Raw genomic sequence first — 23,808 nt, 5'->3', positions numbered from 1 at the left:
CTATCGATATATCAAAATAGAAACTAATATCTCAGTTAAAGAACTGATATGCCTGACACGGTTGAATTTCCTTCCTTGCCACTATCCGATCTCGTCAGTCCGGGAGAGCTGCCGTCCGGCGGCAACATGGCCAACCGTATTCATTCGCTGCTGCGCAAGCTCATCGTCGAAGTGAAGCTTTTGCCGGGGCGCGCGCTTTCGGAAAAAGAGATCGCGGCGTTGCTCGATGTCAGCAAGACGCCGGTTCGCGAAGCGATTATCCGGCTTGCGGAGGAGGGATTCGTCAAGGTGGTGCCGCAAGGAGGGACGTATATCGCCCCGATCGACGTGCAGCGCTACATGGAGGCCTGCTTCATCCGCTTCAAGCTGGAGGAAGGCGCCGTCGTCGAAGCGGCCAAGCGGCATTCCCTGGAAGACATCGCGCGCTTGAAGACCTGCCTTGCCAGGCAGCGAACGGCGGCAAAGGACGAGAAGTTCACCGACTTCTTTCTTCTGGATGAGGAATTCCATCGCACGATCTTCGCCGCCGCCCGGTTGCCCGGTGCCTGGAGCGTGGTCAACCAGGCCAAGGGCGAGATGGACCGTATGCGCCATCTCAAGCGTGTCTTCGCGGTTCGCCGTACCGAAAAGGTGATCGAGGAGCACGAGGGCATCGTGATCGYTATCGAAACCGGCGACATCGAGAAGGCGCGCGAGGCGGTGGTCCGTCATCTCGGATCGCTCGAATCCAAGATCGCCGAATTGTCCAAGAACCCGAAGATCTGGGCCTATATCGAACAGATCAATACGCGCGTTGCCAAGAAACGCGCTGCAAGAGGCTCCAAGACGATCGCCTGAACATCCAAGGCTTTTGAGGAGGGGCCTTTCATGTCTGCAGTCCAGATCAACGACGTCATCAAACGGTACGGCGCTTTCGAGGTCGTCCACGGCATCAGCCTGGCGATCGAGCCCGAGGAGTTCGTCGTACTCGTCGGACCCTCTGGCTGCGGCAAGTCCACGACGCTGCGCATGGTGGCGGGACTGGAGGATATTTCCGAGGGCACGATCTCGATCGGTGGCCGCGAGGTCAACAAGGTCGCCCCGAAGGATCGCGACGTGGCGATGGTGTTCCAGAATTACGCGCTCTACCCCCATCTGAGCGTCGCAGAGAACATCGCTTTCGGGTTGCGCGTGAGGCGGGAGCGCCGGGAGGTGATCAACCAGGCGGTTTCGGAAGCCGCGCAGATCCTGGGGCTCACCGAATACCTGTCGCGCAAGCCCGCCGATCTTTCGGGAGGCCAGCGCCAGCGCGTTGCCATGGGCCGTGCGATCGTGCGTAAGCCGAAGGTCTTCCTGTTCGACGAGCCGCTTTCCAATCTCGATGCCAAGCTGCGCACCTATATGCGCGCCGAGATCAAGCAGCTTCACCGGCGGATGAAGGCCACCAGTATCTACGTGACCCACGATCAGGTGGAGGCGATGACGCTTGCCGATCGCATCGTTATCATGAATGGCGGCAATATCGAGCAGGTCGGATCACCCATGGAGGTCTTCCTGGAGCCGGCGAACACATTCGTCGCCGGCTTTATCGGGTCGCCTCCGATGAACCTGCTCGATGCGTTCATCGCCAAGCGGAATGGCGAGGTGAGGGCCGTGCTTGCGGGCGAGGCGGGGCAGAGCCTCGCCGTGCCGGACAGCTTCGCGCGGGCCGCCGCGGATGGGCAGCCCGTCAAACTCGGGATCCGCCCGGAAATCATGTCGGTCAGGTCGGACAATGCCCGCGATGTTCTCGAATGCGCGATCGAACTGGTGGAACCGCTCGGCGCGGAGGCCCTGCTGCATGGCAAGGCGGACGGACAATCCTTCATCGCCAAGGAGGAAACCCTTTATTCCAATCACGAGCTGAATGCCGTCTCCCGGCTGGGCGTCGATAGCAGCCGCATCCACATTTTCGATGCTGCGAGCGGCCGCACTCTCAAGGTCGAAGCGTGAGGCCGGCATGAAACAGTCGTTTCGCAACACGCTACATTCATTCGCGGAAGATTTTCGGCGGGACTGGCAGCTCTACCTGCTGCTGGCGCCGATGGTCATCTGGTTCGCGCTCTTCCTCTACAAGCCCATGTATGGGCTTTTGATCGCCTTCAAGGATTTCTCGATCTTCCGCGGCATCGAGCGCAGTCCATGGGTGGGCTTTGCCCATTTCGAGGTGCTGTTCCAGAACGACATGTTCATCCGGGCCTTCTGGAACACGATCACCATCAGCGGGCTGGGGCTGATCTTCGCGTTCCCGATACCGATCATCCTCGCTTTGATGTTCAACGAGGTGCAGAACGCCGTCGCCAAGCGCTGGGCGCAGACGATCGTCTACCTGCCGCATTTCATCTCGGTGGTGATCGTCGCCGGCATCGTCATCAATTTCCTTTCACCCTCCACCGGCGTGGTCAATCTGCTTTTGACCAGCTTGGGCTTCGAACCCATCTATTTTCTGACCAGGCCCGAATGGTTCCGGCCCGTCTTCATCGGCTCGTCCGTATGGAAGGAGGCGGGTTTTGAATCGATCGTCTATCTCGCGGCGATCGCAGGGGTCAGCCCAACGCTTTATGAATCGGCGCGTGTGGATGGCGCCTCGCGTTGGCAGATGATGTGGCGCATCACGCTGCCCTGCATTCTCCCGACGATCATCATCATGTTGATCATCCGTATCGGCAACCTGGTCGAAGTCGGCTTCGAATACATCATCCTGCTCTATCGCCCGCCGACCTATGAGACCGCCGATGTGGTCTCGACCTTCATCTATCGGACCGGCCTGCAGGGGACCCAATACGATCTGGCGACCRCCGCCGGGCTGTTCAACGCGGTCATCGCCTTCGTCCTCGTCTATTCGGCAAACCGCATCAGCCGAAGACTCTCTTCAACGTCGCTCTGGTGAGGTCCGGGATGAGCAGTTTCAATCTCTATTCCCGCGGCGACAAGATTTTCGGCTGGATCAACGCCATTCTGCTTGGGCTATTCGTCCTGTCGACGCTCTACCCGTTTATCTACATCCTCTCGGCGTCGCTGTCGTCGGGCGCTGCCGTCACCTCGGGCCGGGTCACGCTCTGGCCGGTGGACATGACGCTCGCGGCCTACGACCGCGTGCTTTCGGACCAGATGTTCTGGGTCGCTTACGGCAACACCTTCATCTACACCTTCGGCGGCACGCTGATGAGCCTGGCGATCATGATCCCCGGCGCCTATGCGCTTTCGCGCAAACGGCTTCGCGGCCGCACCTTCCTCAATATGGCGATCGCCTTCACGCTCTGGTTCAATGCAGGGATGATCCCATTCTTCCTCAACATGCGGGATCTGGGGCTTCTCGACAGCCGGTTCGGCATCATTATCGGTTTCGCCGCCAATGCATTCAACGTCATCCTGCTGCGCAACTTCTTCGAGGCGGTGCCGAAATCGTTCGAGGAAGCCGCCAAGATGGATGGAGCAAGCGAGCTCCAGCTTCTGTGGAAGGTGTTCATCCCGCTTTCCAAGCCCGCCATCGTGACCGTCGCGCTGCTATGCGTCGTGTCGCGCTGGAACGGCTATTTCTGGGCCATGGTGCTGCTGCGCGGCGAGGAAAAAATCCCTCTTCAGGTCTATCTGAAGCGTGTGATCGTCGATCTGAACTCCAACGACGAATTCGCCTCGAGCCTGCTGACGGCCCGGTATTCCTTCGAGACGGTGACCTCAGCCATCATGGTCGCCTCCATCATTCCCGTCCTCATCATTTACCCTTACGCGCAGAGGTACTTCACCAAGGGAATTCTGCTGGGCGGGGTCAAAGAGTAATGCCACTAAGGGAGGAGAAACCTATGAGTGCATTGCATAAGGGAGCATCCGTTCTAGCGCTGATCGCGGCGATGATGACGGCGTCGCCAGGTCTGGCTCAGGAGACCACCAAGATCGTCGACGATCCGCTGGAATTGACGATCCATTTCCACTTCCGCGACAAATACGTCTATTCGGAAAAATGGCCGGTCGAACAGAAAGCGRCCGAACTCACCAACATCCATGTCCGAAACGTCGCATCGCTCGCGACCACCAGCAGCCGCGACGCCTTCAACCTGCTTATCGCATCGGGCGACCTTCCCGATATCGTCGGCGGGGATGCTTCCGGCGGATTGAAGGAGGATTTCATCCGATATGGCCTGGAGGGTGCGTTCRTTCCGCTCGATGACCTGATCGAGGAGCATGCGCCGCACCTGAAGGCCTTCTTCGACAGCCATCCGGATATCCGCCGGGCGATCTCGGGACCGGACGGCAATCTCTACTTCATTCCCTATGTGCCTGACGGGAAATTCTCGCGTGGCTGGTTCATCCGCCAGGATTGGCTGGACAAGCTCGGCTTGAAGCAGCCTGAGACGCCCGAAGAGGTCCATGAGGTTCTTAAAGCCTTCCGGGACAGGGACCCGAACGGCAACGGAGTCAAGGACGAGGTTCCGTATTTCGCCCGTGAGGAGGTCGACGCGGTCCGGCTGATCAACTTGTGGGATGCCCGCGTTTCGGGATCGGAACGCTATGGCGACTTTGCCGTCTACGACGGCCAGCTTCGTCATCCCTGGGCCGAGGAAAACTACAAGACGGGCATTGCCCATGTCGCCCAGTGGTACAAGGAAGGCCTGATCGACAAGGAGATATTCACCCGTGGCGCCCGTGCCCGCGAATATCTGCTCGGCAACAATCTCGGCGGCATGACGCATGACTGGTTCGCCAGCACCTCCACCTATAATGATGCGCTGACCGGCAAGATAGACGGGTTTGCGCTTCGGCCGATGCTGCCGCCCAAGACGGTGAGCGGCCAGAGGTTCGAGGACGCCCGTCGCCTGCAGGTGCAGCCCGCCGGCTGGGCGATCACCGCCACCAACGAGCACCCGGTCGAAACCATCAAGTATTTCGATTTCTGGTTCTCCGAACAGGGCCGTATCCTGTCGAATTTCGGGGTCGAGGGTTTGACCTATGAGATGGTCGACGGCAAGCCGCACTTCACGAAGGAGGTCCTGGGCAACAAGGATCCCGTCAACGCCCAGCTCTGGGCGGTGGGTGCGCAGGTCCCGCGCGGTTTCTGGCAGACCTACGATTACGAGGTCGAGTGGACCAACAAGATCGCGCTCGAAGGCATCGCCATGTACGAGGAGTGCAACTGCCTCAAGCAGGAATTCCTCGGTGTCTCGCTGAATGCCGACGAAAAGGCCATCTATGACCGTTATTGGCCGAGCCTACTCACCTACATGACCGAAATGCAGCAGACCTGGGTGCTCGGCGCCCAGGATGTCGACACCGGCTGGGATGCTTACAAGAAGCGCCTTGCCGAGCTTGGCTACGATAAGGTCATCGCCGTCATGCAGTCGGCGTACGAGCGTCAGTACGAAGCCGCGCGCTAGGCAGTCGTCTCATGTGGGTGGYGGCGATTACTGTCGCCACCCAACCCATATTTCCACAGGGAGTTCGAGCCGTGATGCGTCACTCTGCGCCGGCCATTGTCAAGCAAGCCCATCTCGATGAACCGCGTACCGGTTCGTTGACCATAGATTATATGCCGAGCGAGCAAAGACAGCCGCGCGAGAACCCGCCGCGCTTCTCCTGGCTTCCGGATATCGACGATGGCGCGCGTTATGTGGTCCGTATCTCGACCGATGCCGATTTTGCAGGTGGCGGGACGCGGACCTACGAGGACCTGGCCTGGAATTTTTTCACGCCGGAGGAGGTGTTTCCCGCAGGTCGCCATTACTGGTCCTATGCGCTTTGGGACCCTGCGGCGCGCGGCCGCGCTTCGAACTGGAGCGCCACGCGCAGTTTCGAGATCACCGATACCTTGCCGCAAACGCCGCTTGCCGATCGCAAGGCTCGCCACGCCGCTGCCGGCTCGGCTCATCCCCGGCTCTGGCTCAATCCCGACAAGCTCAAGGCCTTTGCCTCGGCGGTCGCGGACGACCCCAACCATTGCGGCTGGGCGGACTTCTATTCCAAATCTGTCGAGCCCTGGATCAACCGCGCGATCATCGCTGAGCCTCAACCGTACCCGAACAATATACGGGTCGCCACGCTTTGGCGTCAGATGTACATCGACTGCCAGGAGGTGATTTACGCTATCCGGCATCTTGCAATCGCCGGTAAGGTCCTGGGCAGGGAGGACCTCCTGGATACGTCCCGCACCTGGCTGCTGGCCGTTGCTGGCTGGGATCCGCAAGGTGCCACGTCCCGCGCCTATAACGACGAAGCCGCCTTCCGTGTCGTGGTGGCGCTCGCATGGGGCTATGACTGGCTTTACGACCACCTGAGCGAAGAGGAGCGGACAAAGGTTCGCGCCGTGCTTCTGCGCCGCACGCGCGATGTCGCCGAGCATGTCATCGCGCATGCCCGCATCCATGTCTTCCCCTATGACAGCCATGCGGTGCGCTCGCTATCGGCGGTTCTGACCCCGGCCTGCATCGCGCTTCGGGGCGAAAGCGACGAGGCGACGGAGTGGCTCGATTACACCGTCGAATTCCTCGCGACGCTCTATTCGCCATGGGCCGGAACGGATGGCGGATGGGCGGAGGGGCCGCATTACTGGATGACCGGCATGGCCTATTTCATCGAGGCCGCCAATCTTATCCGCGCCGATATGGGGGTCGACCTCTATCAGCGTCCCTTCTTCCAGAACACCGGGAGCTTTCCGCTCTATACCAAGGCGCCGGGGACCCGGCGCGCGGGCTTCGGCGACGATTCCACCCTCGGCGATCTTCCGGGCTTGAAGGCCGGCTACAATGTGCGCCAGTTCGCAGGCGTGACCGGCAACGGTCACTATCAATGGTATTACGAGCGCATCAAGGCCGACGCGGCCGGCACGGAAATGGCGTTTTATAACTATGGCTGGTGGGACCTGAATTTCGATGATCTGGTCTACCGCCATGATTTCCCGCAGGTTGCCGCAGCCTCGCCGGAGAACCTGCCGGCGGTCGCCTGCTTTAATGACATCGGCTGGGTGGCAGTGCAAAAGCACATGCACGATCCCGACCGGCACCTGCAGTTCGTCTTCAAGTCGAGTCCCTATGGCTCGATCAGCCATAGCCATGGGGATCAGAATGCCTTCCTGCTCTATGCCTATGGCGAGGATCTCGCGATCCAATCCGGTTACTACATCGCTTTTGGTTCCGGCATGCACCGGGACTGGCGCCGGCAGACGCGGTCAAAGAACGCGGTGCTGATCGGCGGCAAGGGCCAGTATGCGGAAAAGGACAAGGCGCTTGCGCGCCGCGCTGCGGGAAGGATTGTCGAGGTCGAGGAGAACCCCCAGCATTTGCGCATTCTCGGCGATGCGACCGCGGCCTATCAGGTCGCCAATCCGCTGGTGCAGAAGGCTCACCGGGAAATCCATTTCGTCAACGAAGCCTACTTCGTTATCGTCGATCAGGTGGAGTGCAATGAGCCGCAAGATCTGCAATGGCTCTGCCATACCAGCGGCGCGCCGCAAGTGGGCCGCTCGAGTTTCCGCTATCACGGGCACAAAGCCGGGTTCTATGGTCAGTTTGTGTTTTCCTCCGCCGGCGCGCCGCAGATTGCCGCCGTCGAGGGCTTTCCGGGCATCGACCCGGYGGAGCTGGAGGGGCTGGAGCTGCACCATCATGTCAGCGCCATAGTTCCGGCGGCGACGAGCCACACGCTGGTGACCCTCCTGGTCCCCTATGCCCTGAAGGAGCCGAGGCGCATCTTCAGCTTCATCGACGATCAGGGTTTTTCCACCGACATCTATTTTACCGATGTCGATGACCAGCGCTTCAAGCTGACGCTTCCCAAGAAATTCTAATCAAAGAGGTTTGTGATGAAACGTTTCGCCAATAAGACAGTCATTGTCGCCGGTGCCGGTCGCGATATCGGCCGCGCCTGCGCGCTGCGCTTTGCTGAGGAGGGTGCCAATGTCGTGCTTACTTATAACGGTGCCGAGGAAGGCGCCCGAAGTGCTATCCGGGAAATCGAAGAGCGCGGCTTGAAAGCGAGCGCAGTGCGCGCGGACCTGACGCGCAAGGAGGATGCCGAGAGAGTTGTCTCGACCGCTGTCGAAAGCTTCGGCGACATCCATGCGCTGGTGCATGTCGCTGGTGGCCTGGTGGCGCGCAAGACCATGTCGGAGATGGACGAAGCATTCTGGCGCCAGGTCATGGACGTCAATCTCACTTCGCTCTTCCTCATGTCCAAGGCCGTGCTCCCGAAACTTGCAAAAGGTGGCGCGATCGTCACCTTCTCGTCCCAGGCGGGAAGGGATGGTGGCGGGCCGGGTGCTGTTGCCTATGCCACCTCGAAGGGTGCGGTGATGACCTTCACTCGCGCGCTTGCCAAGGAGGCGGGTCCTGCCGTCCGGGTCAATGCTGTCTGCCCGGGTATGATCTCCACGACTTTCCACGACACTTTCACCAAGCCCGAAGTGCGTGAGCGCGTCGCCGCTGCCGCACTGATGAAGCGTGAGGGAACCAGCGAGGACGTTGCTGCCCTCGTCGCTTTCCTGGCTTCCGACGACGCCGCCTACATCACCGGTGCCTGCTACGACATCAATGGCGGCGTCCTGTTTTCCTGATGCTAGTAAAACCGAAACTGCTCATCTCCATGCGGCCGGAATTGCCCAAGGGCTTTTTCGGGCCGCACGAATGGGCGAGGCTCCATGCGGTTACGGATGTCATCCCCGGATATCCCCATATCGATCTGGATGCACCCGCCGGGGCAGCTGCACTTGCCCAGGCCAATATCCTGCTCGGCGCCTGGGGCGCGCCGTCGCTGACAGGAGAGCGCCTGGCACGCGCGCCACGTCTCAAGATGGTTGCTTATTCGGCCGGGTCGATACGCCCGATACTGCCCCCTGAATTCTGGGAAAGCTCCGACATCCTGGTGACGACGGCTGCGTCCGCCATGGCCATTCCCGTCGCCCAGTTCACCTTCGCCGCGATCATCATGTGCGGCAAGGATGTCTTCCGCTTGCGTGACGACCATCGTGCGGAGCGCGGAACCGGTGGTTTCGGCAGCAAGCGGGGACGCGGGCTCCCGCATATCGGAAACCATGGCCGGCGGATCGGCATCGTCGGAGCCTCGCGGATCGGCCGGATGGTCATCGATATGCTCGTACGGTCGAATTTCGAAGTGGGCGTTTACGATCCCTTCCTGGAGGCGAGAGAGGCGAGCCTGATCGGCGCCCGGAAAATGGCATTGCACGAACTGCTCGCCTGGTCGGACACCGTCTCGCTACATGCGCCCATCCTGCCCGGGACGCGTCACATGATCGGTGCGCGGGAACTGGCGCTGATGGCTGACCACGCAGTGCTGATCAACACGGCGCGAGGCTGGCTCGTCGATCATGATGCGCTTCTGGCCGAAGCGCGTTCTGGCCGTCTGCGCATCCTGATCGATACGCCCGACCCGGAGCCGTTGCCGCCCGACAGTCCCTTCTACGATCTTCCCAATGTCGTGCTCACACCGCATATCGCCGGCGCCATGGGCAACGAATTGCGTGCTCTTTCCGATCTGGCGAYCACGGAAATCGAGCGATTCGTCGGTGGGAAACCGCCCTTGTTTCCTGTTTGCAAGCAAGATCTGGAGCGCGTGGCATGACGGTGTTGAACCATTGCTTTTCGACGCTGGGCTGTTCGGAACTCAGCATGCGGGAGGTCGCCGATCTGGCAGAACGCCACGGAATCGGCGCGGTCGAGTTGCGCGGACTGTCCGGCTCGCTCGATATGTCTGCGGTTCTGGCGGCGGAGTTTGAAAGCCCGGCCGGGTTCGCGAAGTTCCTTTCCGGCCGCGACCTGCGCGTGGTTGCCCTCAATACCTCGATCCGCCTGTTCGAAGGTGGCTGCAAGCTTTCCGCTATCGAACCTTATTTGCCTTGGGCGGAAGCGGCCGGTGCGGCACATCTGCGTATCTTCGATGGTGGTGATCGGCTGGGCGAGGCGGATTTCGCTCGCGCCGCCGCTGATTTGACTACCTGGCAGGATTACCGGCGCTCGCATGCCATAAACGTCGATCTGATGATCGAGACCCACAACGCATTGGCGGATGTGGAGCAACTGGTGGAATTCATCGGCCGGGTGCCGTTTTCACGGATATTGTGGGATACGCACCATACCTGGGCGAGGGGAGCGGATGTGGTGTCCACCTGGAACCGTATCACTCGAAACCTCGTCCATCTTCACGTCAAGGACAGCGCCGTCGGCCCCGATGGAAAGCGTCATTACGTCGAACCGGGAAAGGGGACGTTCCCGATGGCTGCGCTGAAGCCTTTGCTGCTGGCCGATAATCGAAATCTTCCCGTCAGTCTCGAATGGGAGCGTCATTGGCATCGGGAATTGCCACCGCTTAAGGACGCGCTCATCGCAGCGCGATCCTGGTGGTGAGAGGGGAGCTCTGAATGCGCATTGCCGAAATCCGCCTGACGCCCGTAGCCATACCGGACAAGCCGCTTTTGAACTGCAAGGGCGTTCACCAGCCTTATGCATTGCGAACGGTCATCGAAGTCATCTGTGCCGACGGTACGGTCGGTCTCGGCGAAAGCTACGGAAGCATCAAGGCGCTGGAGGGATTGAGGCGTGCCGCACCTGCGCTGGTAGGACTTGATCCGTTCCATCTCCACGCGCTGAAATCCCGCGTGGCGGCCGCCTTGCCGGAGGGTGGCGGTATCAACGCCAAGAGCGCGGTCGCCGACCATAAGCTGGTGGACGTGGTGACATCGGCCTTTGAGGTTCCATGCATGGACATCCAGGGCAAGGTGCTCGGCAGGCCCGTGGCGGATCTGCTCGGCGGGGCGGTGCGCGAGACCGTGCCGTTCAGCGCCTATCTGTTCTTCAAGTTCGGCGCCCATATCGGCCAGGTCGAGGACGAATGGGGTGAGGTGCTCACACCGGACCAGATGGTGGGTGAAGCGCGCAGGATGGTTGCCGCCCATGGTTTTAAATCCCTGAAGCTGAAGGGCGGCGTGCTCCACCCCGATCTTGAAATCGAAACCATGCTCAAGTTGAGGGAGGCATTCCCCCACCATCCGCTCCGGATCGATCCGAACGGCGGCTGGACCGTCGAGACCGCCATTTACATCGCTCGCAAGCTCGAAGGCGTCCTTGAATATCTGGAAGATCCTGTCATCGGCATGGATGCGATGGCCGAGGTCGCTGCCGCGACATCGATTCCGCTCGCCACCAACATGGTCGTGCTCGAATTCGACCAGATCGCCGAAGCCTATCGCAAGCGTGCGGTGAAGATCGTGCTTTCCGATCATCATTACTGGGGCGGGCTGCGCGCATCCACGCATCTGGGCAAGGTTTGCGACGTGCTGGACATGGGCGTTTCCATGCACTCCAATTCGCATCTCGGCATAACCCTGGCGGCGATGGTTCACGTCGCATCCGCCACCCCCAATCTCAGCTATGATTGCGATACGCATTATCCCTGGACGGGAACCGACGTGATCGACGAGCCTTTCGCATTTCGCGACGGTTCGCTGGCCGTGCCCGGTGGACCCGGGCTTGGCGTGACGTTGGATCGGACAAAACTCGGCGAACTGGCGGCCGTCTACGAAGCCGCAAGCATCAGGGAACGTGACGATACCGCCTACATGAAACAGTTCGATCCAGGCTACGAGCGCCGCGTCCCGCGCTGGTAGGCCATGAAACGGTTCACAAACCGGCCGAGCTTCGGCCGGCTTGTGTTTCCAGCGGCGTACCGATTACTTCTTGCCGCCCCAGCGCTCGGGATAACCAGGCAATTCCTGGCAGCCGCACAGGCTGTAATGCAGTGGGGGCATCCGCTCGTCAACGAATTCGGCCAGCACGTCCTCGGTAATCGCCGGCTGCGGAAGCACCCATTCAGGGCCGGGCACTTGCTTTCCGTCGAGAACATCGAGCGCAGCGATGATGGCCGTCCGCCACTGATAGGTGGGATAGGAGGGGCCGATGGCGACAAGCTTTTCCGATTGCCACTTGCGCAGGAAATCCTGCTGGTCCTCGCCGCTGATCACGGGGTAGGGCAATCCCGCGTCCTCAAACGCTTCGAGTGCTGCGGTTGCCGTGTCGCCGGCATCCATCCAGATCGCCTCGATCTTCTCACCGCGATTGATGTAGTCTTCCACGATGGACTTGGTCTTGGCCCGGTCGCTGCCGGTGAACTCCGAACCGATCACGTTGATGCCGGCTTCGTCGAAAATGGTCTTGGCGGCCGAATAGCGGGTTTCCAGCACATCGACGCCGGGCATGATGCGCAAGGCGAGCACGTTGTCGCCCTTCGCCAGCTTGCCTGCGATGAACTCGCCCGAGGTGATGCCGAAGCCGTATCCGCCGACCGGATGGATATAGGTGACGGGGCATTGGGTATTGACCCCGCGGTCGAAGACGATGACGGGAAGCTTGCCGCAGGCGGCCTCGACGGCGGGCGTCAAGGCTGCCGTCGTATTGGGCGACACGATTAGGGCGTCGCACCGGCCGCCGCTAACGAGCGCCTCGATATCCGAGATCTGCTTCTCGTCCTTCCCCTCCGCATCGACGACAATCAGCTCCTTGATGCGGTCCTTGTGCAGCTCCGCTTCGGCGTTGAGGTTATTCAGGCCGACGACCCGCCACGGATTGAAGATGCCGGCATTGGAGAAGCAAAGGGTAACGGGCCCGTCCTTCTTGTATTTCGCGGTATCGACCATGCCGTCGCCAAGGTACTGGGCCCAGGGCTTTCCTTCCGGCCCCTGCGGCTTCATCGAAAGCTGCTCCCGCTGCTTCTTGAATTCCGCGGGATCATTGAAATTTTGAGCAAGGGCTTCGCCGGCGCAGATCAATGCGACGCTCGCTGCCAGAATTGTCTTCAGTTTCATTTCTCTCCTCCTCCAGAAAGCCGGAATTCCGGCATTAGACATTTTACCGGCCACGTCAGGTCTGGCGGCGATTGCGCCAAATGCTCGCGCCGACCGCCACGATCAGGATCGCTCCCTGTATGCTGTCTCTGAGGGCCTGAGGCAGGCCCATGAGATTGAGCAGGGTAAAAAGGGCAAAGAGACTGAGCGCGCCGAACACGGCGCTCCAGATCGAGCCGCGTCCGCCGAGAAGCTGGGCACCACCGACGACGCAGGCCGCGATCGCCTGAAGTTCCAGCCCTTCGCCGGCATTGACGGATACGCCGGAAAAGCCACCGAGCAGGATGCCGGTCGTGACCGCCGAAATGGATGAAACCACGAATGCGATGATGCGGGTGGCCGCGACCGGCGTGCCGGCCAGCTCGGCGGCTCGCGGATTGTCGCCGACCGCGAGCGCGCGTTTGCCGTAGACCGTGCCGTTCAGCCCCCACCACGCGATCGCCACGAAGCCGCAGAGCACGACCACGGCAAGCGGCAGTGATCCGATGAGCCAGACGTCGCGCCAGACCAGGCGGCCGAAATTCCGAAAGTTTTCCGGCAGGTCCCCACGTGCGGCGCCGCCGGACCAGGCGAGCGCCAGGCCATTGACGAGCAGCATGGTGCCGAGCGTTGTAATGATCGAAGGCACCTTCAGAAAGGCAACCACCAATCCGTTGACGAGGCCAACGGCAATACCCATGAGATAGAGCGTGCCGAGGACGGCCCAGGTGGCGTCGGGATCGCCGTTGATCAGGATCGATGCCGCCAATACGGCGAGCGTCGCGACCGCGCCGACCGAAAGATCGAAGCCGCCGGTGAGGATCACGTAGAGCTGCCCGCAAGCAAGAATGAGGAGGGGGGCCGCCCGCCTCAGGAAATTCATGAACAGGCCGGGCTCCAGGTAATTGGGCTGCACGACGGCGATGGCCGCGTAAAGCACGACAAAGATCACCAGGCCTGCATTGAGCGCGAGCTTCGGCGAGGGGCGGACGGGAGYAATCTGCGGGATTGGCGTCATGCGACATGCCCCTTGTAACGAACCGCGTGGATGGCGACGGCGGYGATGACGATCCCCCCGCGCAGAACCTRTTTCAGGAAGGCATCGATGCCGAGCATGTTGAAACCCGCGTCGAGGCTTGCGAAGAGCAGGACGCCCGCCAGCGTACCGGCCACGCCACCCTTGCCGCCTGCGAGGATCGTCCCGCCGATGACCGTGACTGCGATCGATTCGAGGTCATAGATGCCGTCCCGGCCGATCCAGGGCGTGCCCGATTGAAGGCGTGCGGCGAGATAGAGGCCGGCGGCTCCTGCAAATAGGCTGGCGATCACATGGGCGGCAAGCACGAATCGTTCGGTGTGGATTCCCGCAAGCCTTGCCCCGTCCGGATTACCGCCGACCGAATAGATCCGCGCGCCGAAGAGCGTCCGGTTGAGGATGAAGGCGGCGGCAAGCGCAAGCAGTGCCAGGAGCAGGACGGAGTAGGGAATGCCGAACCTGCCGCCATAGGCGAGCACCTGAAACTCGCGCGCCACGGCGCCTTGAAGATCGGCAAAGGATGCGGCCAGCACGCCCTGGATGATGAGCCCGGTTCCGAGCGTCGCGATCAGCGGGTTGATGCCGCCATAGGCAACGAGGACGCCGTTGACCAGTCCGACGGCGAGACACAGGGCGAGACAGGCGATAACGCCCGGCAGGATCATCGCCGGATCGCCCTGCATGAGAAGCGATGCCAACACGGCAACGGCGCTGATGAGGGCGGCGACCGAAAGATCGATCGATCCGACGAGGATGACGAAAGTCTGGCCGATCGCCACGAGACCCAGCGCCACCATGCGCTGCAGCAGGCCGACAACGCCCTGCGGGCTCAGCTGCGCGGACTCGCCGGTCGCAAGCGCGATGACGACGAAAAAGCCGATTGAGACAAGCGCGAGGACCGCCGCGATGGGCAAACCCTTCTTGCGTTTGAGAGAGGCGGGTTCAACGGAGATCGCACTGCTGCTCATGCGAAGGCCTCCCTCGGTTCCGGTTCAGCGATTCCGAGGGAAAGGCGCATGACGTCCTCCTCCCTGGCGCCACGCGGCAATTCGCCGGCGATGCGGCCCCGATGCATGACGAGGATACGGTCGGCGATGCCTATGAGTTCGGGCATGTCCGACGAGACAACGACGATGCCGCGGCCGGCCTCCGCGAAGGCCCTCATGACCTGGTAGATCGCTGCCTTCGCGGCTATGTCTATGCCGCGCGTCGGCTCCACGAAGACGAGGACATCCGAGGCTTGCGCGAGCCAGCGGACGATGATCGCCTTCTGCTGATTGCCGCCCGAAAGGGTTTGGATCTCCTGGCCGAAATCGGCGGCTCGAACGTCCATGTCGCGCAGCCTGTTATCGATCGCGGCCGGCGAAAGAACTCCGCTCTGGGGACGGGAGAAAAGTCCGGCCATGGAGCGCAGGGTGAGCAGCGCGTTGTCGCGGACGGATTGGCGAAGGGCAAGCGCGTCCCGCTTGCGATCGCCGGGGAGATAGCCGATGCCGGCCCTGGTGGCCTGCCGCGGTGAATGGATCGACATTGGTCTGCCGTTAACGCGCATGACGCCAACTGAGAACGGTTCGTCGCCCACCAGCGCCTGTGCAAGATGCGCCTTGCCGGAATCCTCGAGCCCTGCGACGCCGACGATCTCGCCTGCCCGCACGTCGAAGCTGATATCGCGCAACGCGGCATTTGCGCCGTCTTCAACGCTGAGAAGCACCTTGCCCGGCCCGGAAGAAGGTCGCTTTGGATAGAAATCCTTGAGGTCTCGCCCCACCATGGCCCGTATGATTTCGGGGATCGGCGCCGCATACCGGGCGCGGGTCCAGATTTTCTGGCCGTCCTTGAGGACGGTCACCCGGTCGGCGATCGCCGTGACTTCGGGCATGCGATGGGAGATGTAGACGATGGCGACGCCTTCCTCCTTCAACCCGCGGATCAGCGACAGGAGGTTTCGCGCGTCGCGATCGTCGAGCGCGGCCGTCGGTTCGTCCATGACGAGGATGCGGGCGTCGAGCAGCAGTGCCTTGGCGATCTCCACGAGCTGCTGCATGGCGATCGAGAGCGTGGAGACCTGCGCTTCAGGATCGATATCCGCGCCGACCCGCCTCAGGAGTTCCGCGGCCCGCTTATGCATCTGCCTTCTATCCAGCAGGCCGAAGCGGGCGAGTTCGCGCCCCATGAAGATGTTTTCTGCGACCGTGCGATAGGGCAGGAGGCTGAGCTCCTGATGAATGATGGAAATGCCAGCGTCCGCCGCCTGCCGGGGATGGGTGAGGTGCATCAGTCGTCCATTGAGGCGGACCTCACCGACATCGGGGCGGTAGCTGCCGCCGAGGATCTTCATCAGCGTGGATTTTCCCGCACCGTTCTCACCGCAGATGGCATGGACCTCGCCGGCCCGGCAGTCGAAATCGACGCCGTCGAGGGCGCGGACCCCGGGAAAGGTCTTGCTGATGCCTGTCATATCAAGCGCGGGAACGGCAGTCATGCCGGTGCACTCGCGGTTCGCGCGGCAAGCCTTTCGCCCGCGGCCGTCCATTCACGGCGGATATAGGCGATGCTTTCTGCAAAAAGGCCGTCGAGGTCATCGAAAAGGTCACGCCAGACCCTGGTGGCGCCCGCGAGTTCAGGAAGTGCTCGTCCGAAGGATTCCACCGTCAGCCAGCCGTCATAGCCGCAGCGCCGCAAGGCATCGAAATGGTCCGGGAAGGGAATATGCCCCGAGCCTGGGGTGCCGCGATCGTTTTCCGATACGTGGTAATGGTTAATTTCGCGGTGATGGCGCTCGTAGGTAGCCGGCGGGTCCTTTTCCTCGATATTGGCGTGGAACGTATCGAACATGTAGCCATAGTTCGGATGATCGACCTTGCGGTAGATGGCCGAGGCTTCGGCGATCGTAGACATCATGTAGCATTCGAAGCGGTTCACTGCTTCGGCCGAAATCCGGATGCCGGCCGGTTCGGCATAGTCGGCGAGCGCGCGCATGGCGTCCACGCACCATTCCAACTCGCATTGTGTGGGACCGAAGCCGGTGAAGACCCCGACCGGTGAGTGTACCGGCCCGGCTATAATCTCACCGCCCATGGCATGGGTGCAGTCGACGATCCAGCGGTGGTGATCGCGGGCTTTCGCCCGCACCAGCGGATCGCGGCTTACCGGATTTGCCTCAGGGGTCGCGACTGCGGCAGCGCCGGCCGAGAGGCCGATATCGCGAAGGAGCCTGCCGAGGCTCCTGTAGTGCTCGGGCGTTCCGGAAAAGACGGGCACTTCCACCGCATCATATCCGAGCGCCTTCAGCCTCTCGAGCTGGCGGGCATGATCAATGCTTATCTCCGCGCCGATGACGAGCAGATTGAATGCGACCTTCACGAATTCCTCCCGTGCGGGGCGGCGGAGATATTCCGATCACCCTCCGCGACCAGGGGTCAGAATGGCAGACTTGACTCGCTTGTGCTTGCGGCGGAGAACAGTGGTAAATTTCTTAAATCGTTTTGTGTTGGGAGGCGCGGGACATGAACAGGCACATCGTGGTACCTCAGTCGAATTGTCGTCCGTCGGTGTTCCGTCAGCCGGACTCGGCGATGTATGCGAACAATTGCAGGGAGCTCCAGGAAGCGGCCAAGCGCGGTGAGGTGGAACTGCATGCCTGGACGCGGGGCAGCTATCCCGGAATTTCGCTTGGCGAGCGCCTGCCGGGCATCCGGACCGTCGGCTTCTGGGATGCGCGGCAGAACCAGTCCTGGGGGCTCGGGCGGCATTGCAATGAGGGGTTCAAGATCGCCTATCTGGCGCGCGGAAGCCTTGAACTGGTGGTGGACGACAAGAATTATGCACTTCGCCAAGGGCAGTTCATCGTCATCCGCCCCTGGCAGCTCCACTCCATCGGAAACCCGAATGTCGGCCCCAGCCGGCTGCTCTGGATCATCCTCGACGCGGGATTGCGGCGGCCGAGCGAGACGCCGGATTGGCCCGAGTGGCTTGTCTTCTCCAGGGATGAGGCTGACAGGCTCGGGGATATCCTGACGCAGAACAATCAGCCCGTCTGGGATGGGGGCACCGAGCTTTGCCGCACCTTCGAGGCTATTCCGGCGATCCTGCTCGATCGCAGCCCCGAAGAGGGTGAAACGCGCCTGAAGGTCGCGATCAATTCACTGATGTTGAGCCTGATCGACCGCATGGGGGAACAGGCTCCGGAGCTCGATCCGGACCTTTCGACCTCACAGCATACCGTGGCGATCTTCCTTCGCCGTCTCGCCCATGCCCTGGATGAGGATTGGACGCTGGATGGAATGGCGGAGGAGTGCGGTCTGTCGCGCACACGCTTTGCCGACCATTGCAAGAAGCTCACCAACATGACGCCGCGCCAGTATCTGCAGCATCTGCGCCTGGAGCAGGCTTCCCGCCTGCTGCAGGCGGCTCAAAAGACCAGCGTGACGGAAATTGCGTTCACATGCGGCTTCAATTCTAGCCAGTATTTCTCGAACGCGTTCAAAAAGAGGTTTGGTTACGCTCCGACCTTCTTGCGGTGACATGTCCGTATTGTTCCCCCGCAACCAATGAAACTTGTACCCATCCATTCAGCCTCCTTCTTCCAAGGCTCGCTGACAGATTTAGATAGTTAACCTTTTCTGCGAAGTCGTCAGCTCCGATGACGCAAGCTCGTGGGGGAGCACGTCGCTGTACATATGGCGTGCCGTGTCCCGGCGCTTTCGCAAAGGGGTTCGTTGGTTCGGTGCATGAAGGTAGGCGCGGCCACGCTGCGTGATTAGCTCGAGCTCTTTCCGTCAGACTTCGCGCTTACTATCTCGTCCGTTGATTGAGGCGCCCTTATCCACGAGACGATAATCGACAGCCATATCAGACAGAAGATCGCGAATATCCCGAAGGCAATAGGGCGGTTGACGAAGTCCAGGAGATTGCCGTGCGACTTGATCAGTGTGGTGATCAAGTTCTTTTCGAGGATGGGCCCGATGACGATGCCGAGCACRCACGGAGCGATTGGGATGCCGTTCTCCTCCATCAGATAACCGACAACCCCGAAGACGAGCATGATCGTGACGCCGTAGACGGCGTTGTTGGACGCAAAGGCGCCTACGATGCAGAAGATCAGAATCAGCGGCATGAGAACCGCCTTTGAGACCCGCAGGATGTTCTTGGAGAATTTGATCAGGGCCCAGCCAAGCGGAATCATGATCAGATTGGCGAGAATGAAGATAAGGAAGACCGCATAGATCGTTTGTGGGTTGAAGATGAACAGGGTTGGTCCGGGATTCATTCCTTTCACGTAGAGCACGCCGATCACGATCGCAGTCATAGTGTCCCCAGGAATGCCGAATACGAGCGCAGGCACCCATGCGCTGGAAAGGGAGGCGTTGTTGGCCGCTCCAGCTTCAACCACGCCCTCGACATGACCCGTTCCATATTTTTCTGGCGTCTTGGAGAACCGGCGGCTGATCGCATAGCTGACGTAGGCCGCGACATCCGAGCCAGCGCCGGGCAGAATGCCGACTGCAGTTCCCGTGATGTTACCCCGAAGAAGCTGCCTCCAGTATGCCGTCAACATGCCTCCCCAGTCCCGGAAGATGTTGCCGACAGCCGTTGGCGCTTGTTGCCAGCCCTCTCCCCCGCTCAGGACCGTCCGCAAGACCTCTGAAATGGCAAAAATACCGATCATCACCGGGATGAAGTCGATGCCTGCCATCATCTCGGTTGAGCCAAAGGTCAGCCGCGGAACACCGGCAGGATTGTTCAAACCGACGGATGCTATCGTGAGGCCGATGAATAGGCTGAGAAGACCCTTGGCCGGACTGGATGCTCCCATGAACACGGCGCATGTCAAGCCGAGGAGCGCAATCCAGAAATATTCCGGAGAGGAGAATTTGACGGCGAATTCGGCAAGTGAAGGTGCTGCGAAGATCAGGACGACGGTGCCAAAAAGACCGCCGAGTGCGGAAAAGAGGACGCAGGCTCCCAGACCGAGCTCCGCCTGACCTTTTTGGGTTAGTTTATAGGTGTCTTCGACATAAGCTGCCGACGCAGGCGTCCCCGGGATGCGGAGCAAGGCACCTGGGATATCACCTGCGAAGATGGCCATAGCCGAACAAGCGACAATGGCGCCAACTGCGGCGACAGGTTCCATGAAAAATGTCAGGGGAACCAATAGGGCCGTGGCCATTGTGGCGGTTAAGCCTGGGACTGCTCCTACGAAGAGTCCGAACATGGACGCGGCGATGATCGTGAGAATGACATTGCCCGTTGCCACCAGCGCAAAGGCTTGAAGTATGACGTCCATCTCAATCTCCTACCAGGGAAGCCGGGGGACAATGCCGAACGGCAGGGGCACGAGCAGCATGGTCCTGAAAATGAAGTCGCACAGCAGGGCAGCAAGGATCGCGAGGATGACTGCCTTTGCAGGATGGACCTTCAAGATCAGGAACATCACCAGAGTAATGATTATCGCGGTCGGAATGAATCCGAGAACCTGCACGAAAAAAATGTAGAAGAGGATGAGAAGCAGGGTGGTTGCGACACCGGCGAGCCTGCGCGGACTTCTGAACTGGTCCGAGAGAAATACCAAAGGTTCGCTGCCTTGCCTGATGCCGGTGTAAAGGAGACGGACGGAACAGCCGACAAGCCCCGTCGCTATGAAGAGCGGGAAGGTGGCTGCTCCGTAGTTTTGACCCGGAATGGCGGGCAAGTTGAAGGAGTACCAGGCGAGTGAAATGCCTGCGAGAAGGAAGATCGCACCGAGCGTGGTATCGCTAAATCGCATGAGAACACCTGATTGATGATTGTCAGGCAGGCCCGGACGTATCCGGTCCTGCCGGATTGCTCAAGGTGACTATTTGGCCAGACCGATCGCCTTCATGGTTTCGCCGAAGTTCACATCGTTGGTTGCCATAAAGTTTTCGAATTCCTCGCCTGGAAGGAAGCTTGCTCCGAAGCCCTGTGCGCTCATGAACTGGTTATATTCCTCGCTGTTGAAGACCTTGTCTAAGGCAGCGATCAGGCGGTCGCGGACGTCGTCCGGCAGGCCCTTGGGGGCGACGATGCCACGCCACGCGCCGAACTCCCAGTCGGAGCCCGTCTCCTCCTTCAGTGTCGGCACGTCGGGGAAGAGCTTGGAGCGTTCCTTGCTCATATAGGCAAGCGACTTCACCCGGCCTGCCTCGATGAGGGCCCGGGCCTCGACCAGCGAGGATGGCACGATTTCCGTTCCACCCGACAGCAGTTCCTGAAGGCCGCTTGCGGCACCATCGCTTGGCACCCAGGTGACAGTGGAGGCGTCAATGCCTTCGGCATTGAGCAGGCCAGCGATCGCGACATGCCAACTCGACCCTTGGCCACTGCCGGTCGCACGGAAGGTGCCGGGCGGTGACTTCTTGATTGCCTCCAGCAGTTCGTGGAGGTTCTGATATTCGGAATCAGCAGATACCTGCACGCCAGCGGGGTCCTGGTTCATCAGGGCCAAGGGAGTATAGACCTTATAGTCCAGCTCTGTCAGCCCGAGCCAATGCATCAGATTGACCTCGGTGGTAGCAAGCCCAAGTGTGTAACCATCGGGCTCAGCGTCTGCCATGGCCGAGTGGCCGACGACGCCGGAGCCGCCAGTGCGATTGACCACGTTGACGGACTGCCCGAGTTCCTTTTCCAGACCGACAGCGACGACGCGCGCAACGGCGTCCGTACCGCCGCCCGCACCCCAGGCGACCAGCAGAGTGATCGGGCGATCGGGATACTCTGCCCATGCGGGTAATGCCGTTGCCGACAGCAAGAGAGCTGCAATGATACCTTTCGCGAATTTCATGTCGTTCCTCCCAAGGTTTCGCAAGTGGTAATGTCGTTGAAGCAAGCGTGTCTAAAGCTTTCTGCCCTTCGTCACAGTCCTCCCGCCACTGTAATGACGGTACCGGTGACGAAACCGGAACCCGGTGACGCGAGCCATAGTGCCGCTCGCGCAATGTCTTCCGGCTCGGCGATGCGTCCCATGGGTGTCAGGGCTGCGATCTTCGCCGGGCGCTGCGGGTTTCCACCTTCGAGGTGGATCCGGGTGTTGGTCGTTCCGACTCGAATAGCATTCACGCGGATGCCCTCCGGCGCCAGTTCCTTGCCCGTGCCCACTGTTATTGTCTCGACGGCACCCTTCGAAGCTGCGTAGTGGATGTACTCGTTTGGGCTGCCGAGTGCAGCCGCAACGGAGGACATGTTGACAATTGTCCCGCCATTTCCGCCGTGCCGTGTGGACATCCGTTGAGCCGCCTCCTGAGTGCAATACACGAGGCCATAGGTATTGACCGCAAATGTCCTCGCGAGCTCTTCGGGACGAAGTTCTTCCAGTCGGCAAGCTCGCCCGATGATGCCGGCATTGTTCACCAGGCAGGAAAGCCGGCCGAGTGCTTCGTCGCAGACGGCGAACAACTGTCTGACCTCTTCCCGCTCGCCGACATTGCCACGCACCGCTACCGCTCGGGCCCCCGCCGCCTCGCAATCGGAAACCACTTGGGCGGCGGCATCTGCGTCGCTAAAGTAATTCACGCAGACATCGAAGCCTTCTGCTGCAAACAGTCTTGCGGTCGCAGCGCCAATGCCGTGGCTTGCACCGGTGACGAGTGCAACGGGCCTCTTCTGTTGGACGTCTGCAGGATTCTTCACAGCCGTCATCACATCACGCTCTCAAGGATTTCCGTGTATTCCTCGCCGGTGAGATTACGCGGGTTGGTTTGATGACTGTGATCGGCCAGCGCGCGCTCACATGTCCAGGCGAAGACGTCGCGCGTGACGCCAAGGGTTGACAGCTTGCTGGGTATGCCGAGCTTGCGGTTCAACTCGTCAAGCGAATCTGCCAGCGATGTGCCTTCGATTCGCGCAGCGGCCTCGAGTCGGCTGATCTTGTCTGCTGTAACGGCAATCGAAGCGTTGGCACGCAGGACCGGTGGCATCAAAATGGCATTGAGGGTTCCATGGTGAAGCTTGAGATCCTTCAGCCCACCCAGTGCATGGCTGAGAGCGTGAACGGCGCCCAGTCCCTTTTGAAATGTCAATCCGCCCTGCAGCGCTCCCATCATCACCTCTGTACGGGCGGCTAGGTCGGTTCCATTTGCATAAGCCTTCGGTAGCGCCTCCCAGATGCGCGCAAAGCCATCCAAGGCGATCGCCTCGGCCGGCGGATTGTAGCGAGGCGACAAATAGGTCTCGATACAGTGAGACAAGGCATCGAGACCGGTTGCTGCAGTAAGAGCAGGAGGAAGCCCTATCGTCAGCTCAGGATCGCAGATCGCGCGCCGGGGAATGAGAAACGGGCTGATAAAGCCCAGTTTACGGCCATCGTCTAAAGTGATGAGCGCTGCTCGCCCAACTTCCGACCCGGTGCCGGCAGTCGTGGGGATCGCCACCAAGGGGGCAACAGCGTTGGTAATATTCGGGATGCCACCAAGAATGGCGGCGTACTGCTCCAACTCGCCCTCATGTGTYGCAAGGAGAGCGACGCCCTTGGCAAGATCGATTGGGGAGCCGCCCCCTATCGCGATCACACCATTGCAGCAGTGCTGCCGATACGCCACCAAAGCTTCCTTCACAGCAGATTCTGTTGGATTGGTCGGGACGTCAAGGAAGGCTGGAGCCGATGAAAGCACCTGCATTGCATTACCATCCAGCAGCCCTGCAGCTTTAACGCCGTGATCGCTGATCACCAGGGGTTTGGAGATGCCAAGCTCGCTCAAGGTATCGCGAAGAGAGGAAACCGAGCCCGCACCAAAATGAATGGTCGTCAGGTAATGGATGATGTTCATGTCTGCTCCCGGGAATTATGGCGGGGCTCAAGGCACCAAGCCCTGCTTGCTGATATGGCCGCGACAGCGGTCAAATTAGTAAACTGCTTTGGTATAGGTGAGAGAGGAGGCCCATCGGCTACATCGCGCCCAAGCGAATCCGATAAATTGCG

21 protein-coding genes are annotated in these 23,808 nt (G+C 60.6%); 11 read left to right on the top strand and 10 right to left on the bottom strand.

Translation table 11 applies throughout. The features are described 5' to 3' along the window. The first annotated feature begins 48 nt into the window (after nucleotides 1–48). The 10 genes from LCM4573_RS08845 (at nucleotide 49) to LCM4573_RS08800 (ending at nucleotide 11,626) form a co-directional block, all read left to right on the top strand. Nucleotides 49–837: a GntR family transcriptional regulator gene (locus tag LCM4573_RS08845; RefSeq protein WP_083347368.1), complete on the top strand. Its 789-nt coding sequence runs from the start codon at nucleotides 49–51 to the stop codon at nucleotides 835–837. Between the two features lie 30 nt (nucleotides 838–867). Then, nucleotides 868–1,971: an ABC transporter ATP-binding protein gene (locus tag LCM4573_RS08840; protein ID WP_071005872.1), complete on the top strand. Its 1,104-nt coding sequence runs from the start codon at nucleotides 868–870 to the stop codon at nucleotides 1,969–1,971. Nucleotides 1,972–1,978: 7 nt separating this feature from the next. Further along, complete coding sequence (locus tag LCM4573_RS08835) at nucleotides 1,979–2,908, top strand: sugar ABC transporter permease (RefSeq protein ID WP_071005871.1); 930 nt, start codon at nucleotides 1,979–1,981, stop codon at nucleotides 2,906–2,908. An 8-nt stretch (nucleotides 2,909–2,916) separates the two neighbouring features. Next, a complete protein-coding gene (locus LCM4573_RS08830; RefSeq protein ID WP_071005870.1) occupies nucleotides 2,917–3,798 on the top strand; it encodes a carbohydrate ABC transporter permease in 882 nt (293 codons plus the stop codon). A gap of 23 nt (nucleotides 3,799–3,821) precedes the next feature. Further along, the gene (locus LCM4573_RS08825; protein ID WP_071005869.1) at nucleotides 3,822–5,390 is read left to right on the top strand and encodes an extracellular solute-binding protein; all 1,569 of its coding nucleotides are present in this window, start codon (nucleotides 3,822–3,824) and stop codon (nucleotides 5,388–5,390) included. A 74-nt stretch (nucleotides 5,391–5,464) separates the two neighbouring features. Then, the gene (locus LCM4573_RS08820) at nucleotides 5,465–7,795 is read left to right on the top strand and encodes an alginate lyase (RefSeq protein WP_071005868.1); all 2,331 of its coding nucleotides are present in this window, start codon (nucleotides 5,465–5,467) and stop codon (nucleotides 7,793–7,795) included. Between the two features lie 15 nt (nucleotides 7,796–7,810). Further along, nucleotides 7,811–8,560, top strand: coding sequence for an SDR family NAD(P)-dependent oxidoreductase (locus LCM4573_RS08815; protein ID WP_071005867.1), 750 nt, complete (start codon nucleotides 7,811–7,813; stop codon nucleotides 8,558–8,560). Further along, nucleotides 8,560–9,585 (top strand): hydroxyacid dehydrogenase, encoded by a 1,026-nt coding sequence (locus LCM4573_RS08810; RefSeq protein ID WP_071005866.1) that lies wholly within the window; start codon nucleotides 8,560–8,562, stop codon nucleotides 9,583–9,585. Before LCM4573_RS08815 ends, LCM4573_RS08810 begins: the two co-directional genes overlap by 1 nt. Continuing rightward, nucleotides 9,582–10,367, top strand: coding sequence for a sugar phosphate isomerase/epimerase (locus LCM4573_RS08805; protein ID WP_071005865.1), 786 nt, complete (start codon nucleotides 9,582–9,584; stop codon nucleotides 10,365–10,367). The genes LCM4573_RS08810 and LCM4573_RS08805 overlap by 4 nt, the downstream gene beginning before the upstream one ends. Before the next feature lie 14 nt (nucleotides 10,368–10,381). After that, the gene (locus LCM4573_RS08800; protein WP_071005864.1) at nucleotides 10,382–11,626 is read left to right on the top strand and encodes a glucarate dehydratase family protein; all 1,245 of its coding nucleotides are present in this window, start codon (nucleotides 10,382–10,384) and stop codon (nucleotides 11,624–11,626) included. A gap of 63 nt (nucleotides 11,627–11,689) precedes the next feature. Here LCM4573_RS08800 and LCM4573_RS08795 read toward each other — a convergent pair whose 3' ends face one another. Genes LCM4573_RS08795 through LCM4573_RS08775 form a run of 5 tightly spaced genes read right to left on the bottom strand, consistent with a single transcriptional unit; the run spans nucleotide 11,690 to nucleotide 17,237 of the window. Continuing rightward, the gene (locus tag LCM4573_RS08795) at nucleotides 11,690–12,820 is read right to left on the bottom strand and encodes a substrate-binding domain-containing protein (protein WP_071005863.1); all 1,131 of its coding nucleotides are present in this window, start codon (nucleotides 12,818–12,820) and stop codon (nucleotides 11,690–11,692) included. Nucleotides 12,821–12,875: 55 nt separating this feature from the next. Continuing rightward, nucleotides 12,876–13,856 carry an ABC transporter permease gene (locus LCM4573_RS08790; RefSeq protein WP_071005862.1) on the bottom strand — a complete coding sequence of 327 codons (981 nt, stop codon included), beginning with the start codon at nucleotides 13,854–13,856 and terminating at the stop codon, nucleotides 12,876–12,878. Beyond that, on the bottom strand, nucleotides 13,853–14,842 hold the full coding sequence (locus LCM4573_RS08785; RefSeq protein WP_083347365.1) for an ABC transporter permease: 990 nt from the start codon (nucleotides 14,840–14,842) through the stop codon (nucleotides 13,853–13,855). Before LCM4573_RS08785 ends, LCM4573_RS08790 begins: the two co-directional genes overlap by 4 nt. After that, on the bottom strand, nucleotides 14,839–16,356 hold the full coding sequence (locus LCM4573_RS08780) for a sugar ABC transporter ATP-binding protein (protein ID WP_071005954.1): 1,518 nt from the start codon (nucleotides 16,354–16,356) through the stop codon (nucleotides 14,839–14,841). Before LCM4573_RS08780 ends, LCM4573_RS08785 begins: the two co-directional genes overlap by 4 nt. Further along, entirely contained in the window at nucleotides 16,353–17,237 is an 885-nt protein-coding gene (locus tag LCM4573_RS08775) for a sugar phosphate isomerase/epimerase (protein ID WP_083347364.1), read from the bottom strand. Before LCM4573_RS08775 ends, LCM4573_RS08780 begins: the two co-directional genes overlap by 4 nt. Nucleotides 17,238–17,449: 212 nt before the next feature. Between LCM4573_RS08775 and LCM4573_RS08770 the strand changes: the two genes are divergently transcribed. Next, the gene (locus LCM4573_RS08770; protein WP_198539703.1) at nucleotides 17,450–18,397 is read left to right on the top strand and encodes an AraC family transcriptional regulator; all 948 of its coding nucleotides are present in this window, start codon (nucleotides 17,450–17,452) and stop codon (nucleotides 18,395–18,397) included. A gap of 236 nt (nucleotides 18,398–18,633) precedes the next feature. Here LCM4573_RS08770 and LCM4573_RS08765 read toward each other — a convergent pair whose 3' ends face one another. The 5 genes from LCM4573_RS08765 to LCM4573_RS08745 all read right to left on the bottom strand — a co-directional run bounded on the left by LCM4573_RS08765 (nucleotide 18,634) and on the right by LCM4573_RS08745 (nucleotide 23,656). Further along, a complete protein-coding gene (locus LCM4573_RS08765; RefSeq protein WP_071005860.1) occupies nucleotides 18,634–20,160 on the bottom strand; it encodes a tripartite tricarboxylate transporter permease in 1,527 nt (508 codons plus the stop codon). Nucleotides 20,161–20,169: 9 nt separating this feature from the next. After that, the gene (locus tag LCM4573_RS08760) at nucleotides 20,170–20,640 is read right to left on the bottom strand and encodes a tripartite tricarboxylate transporter TctB family protein (protein ID WP_071005859.1); all 471 of its coding nucleotides are present in this window, start codon (nucleotides 20,638–20,640) and stop codon (nucleotides 20,170–20,172) included. A gap of 69 nt (nucleotides 20,641–20,709) precedes the next feature. After that, nucleotides 20,710–21,675: a tripartite tricarboxylate transporter substrate binding protein gene (locus tag LCM4573_RS08755; protein ID WP_071005858.1), complete on the bottom strand. Its 966-nt coding sequence runs from the start codon at nucleotides 21,673–21,675 to the stop codon at nucleotides 20,710–20,712. A 71-nt stretch (nucleotides 21,676–21,746) separates the two neighbouring features. Beyond that, nucleotides 21,747–22,529 carry an SDR family oxidoreductase gene (locus LCM4573_RS08750; protein WP_071005857.1) on the bottom strand — a complete coding sequence of 261 codons (783 nt, stop codon included), beginning with the start codon at nucleotides 22,527–22,529 and terminating at the stop codon, nucleotides 21,747–21,749. Beyond that, entirely contained in the window at nucleotides 22,529–23,656 is a 1,128-nt protein-coding gene (locus tag LCM4573_RS08745; RefSeq protein ID WP_071005856.1) for an iron-containing alcohol dehydrogenase, read from the bottom strand. The genes LCM4573_RS08750 and LCM4573_RS08745 overlap by 1 nt, the downstream gene beginning before the upstream one ends. Nucleotides 23,657–23,808 lie beyond the last annotated feature (152 nt).

Source organism: Rhizobium sp. LCM 4573, from assembly GCF_001854865.1.
In the GTDB taxonomy this organism is placed as follows: domain Bacteria; phylum Pseudomonadota; class Alphaproteobacteria; order Rhizobiales; family Rhizobiaceae; genus Neorhizobium.
This window is presented reverse-complemented; position numbering and strand designations above follow the sequence as displayed.

Excerpts from the sequence above, each read along its gene's own strand:
- LCM4573_RS08840 (WP_071005872.1), top strand. The coding sequence starts at position 868 with ATGTCTGCAGTCCAGATCAACGACGTCATCAAACGGTACGGCGCTTTC.
- LCM4573_RS08795 (WP_071005863.1), bottom strand. The coding sequence starts at position 12,820 with ATGAAACTGAAGACAATTCTGGCAGCGAGCGTCGCATTGATCTGCGCC.
- LCM4573_RS08750 (WP_071005857.1), bottom strand. The coding sequence starts at position 22,529 with ATGACGGCTGTGAAGAATCCTGCAGACGTCCAACAGAAGAGGCCCGTT.
- LCM4573_RS08755 (WP_071005858.1), bottom strand. The coding sequence starts at position 21,675 with ATGAAATTCGCGAAAGGTATCATTGCAGCTCTCTTGCTGTCGGCAACG.
- LCM4573_RS08805 (WP_071005865.1), top strand. The coding sequence starts at position 9,582 with ATGACGGTGTTGAACCATTGCTTTTCGACGCTGGGCTGTTCGGAACTC.
- LCM4573_RS08800 (WP_071005864.1), top strand. The coding sequence starts at position 10,382 with ATGCGCATTGCCGAAATCCGCCTGACGCCCGTAGCCATACCGGACAAG.
- LCM4573_RS08815 (WP_071005867.1), top strand. The coding sequence starts at position 7,811 with ATGAAACGTTTCGCCAATAAGACAGTCATTGTCGCCGGTGCCGGTCGC.
- LCM4573_RS08830 (WP_071005870.1), top strand. The coding sequence starts at position 2,917 with ATGAGCAGTTTCAATCTCTATTCCCGCGGCGACAAGATTTTCGGCTGG.
- LCM4573_RS08770 (WP_198539703.1), top strand. The coding sequence starts at position 17,450 with ATGTATGCGAACAATTGCAGGGAGCTCCAGGAAGCGGCCAAGCGCGGT.
- LCM4573_RS08760 (WP_071005859.1), bottom strand. The coding sequence starts at position 20,640 with ATGCGATTTAGCGATACCACGCTCGGTGCGATCTTCCTTCTCGCAGGC.
- LCM4573_RS08780 (WP_071005954.1), bottom strand. The coding sequence starts at position 16,356 with ATGACTGCCGTTCCCGCGCTTGATATGACAGGCATCAGCAAGACCTTT.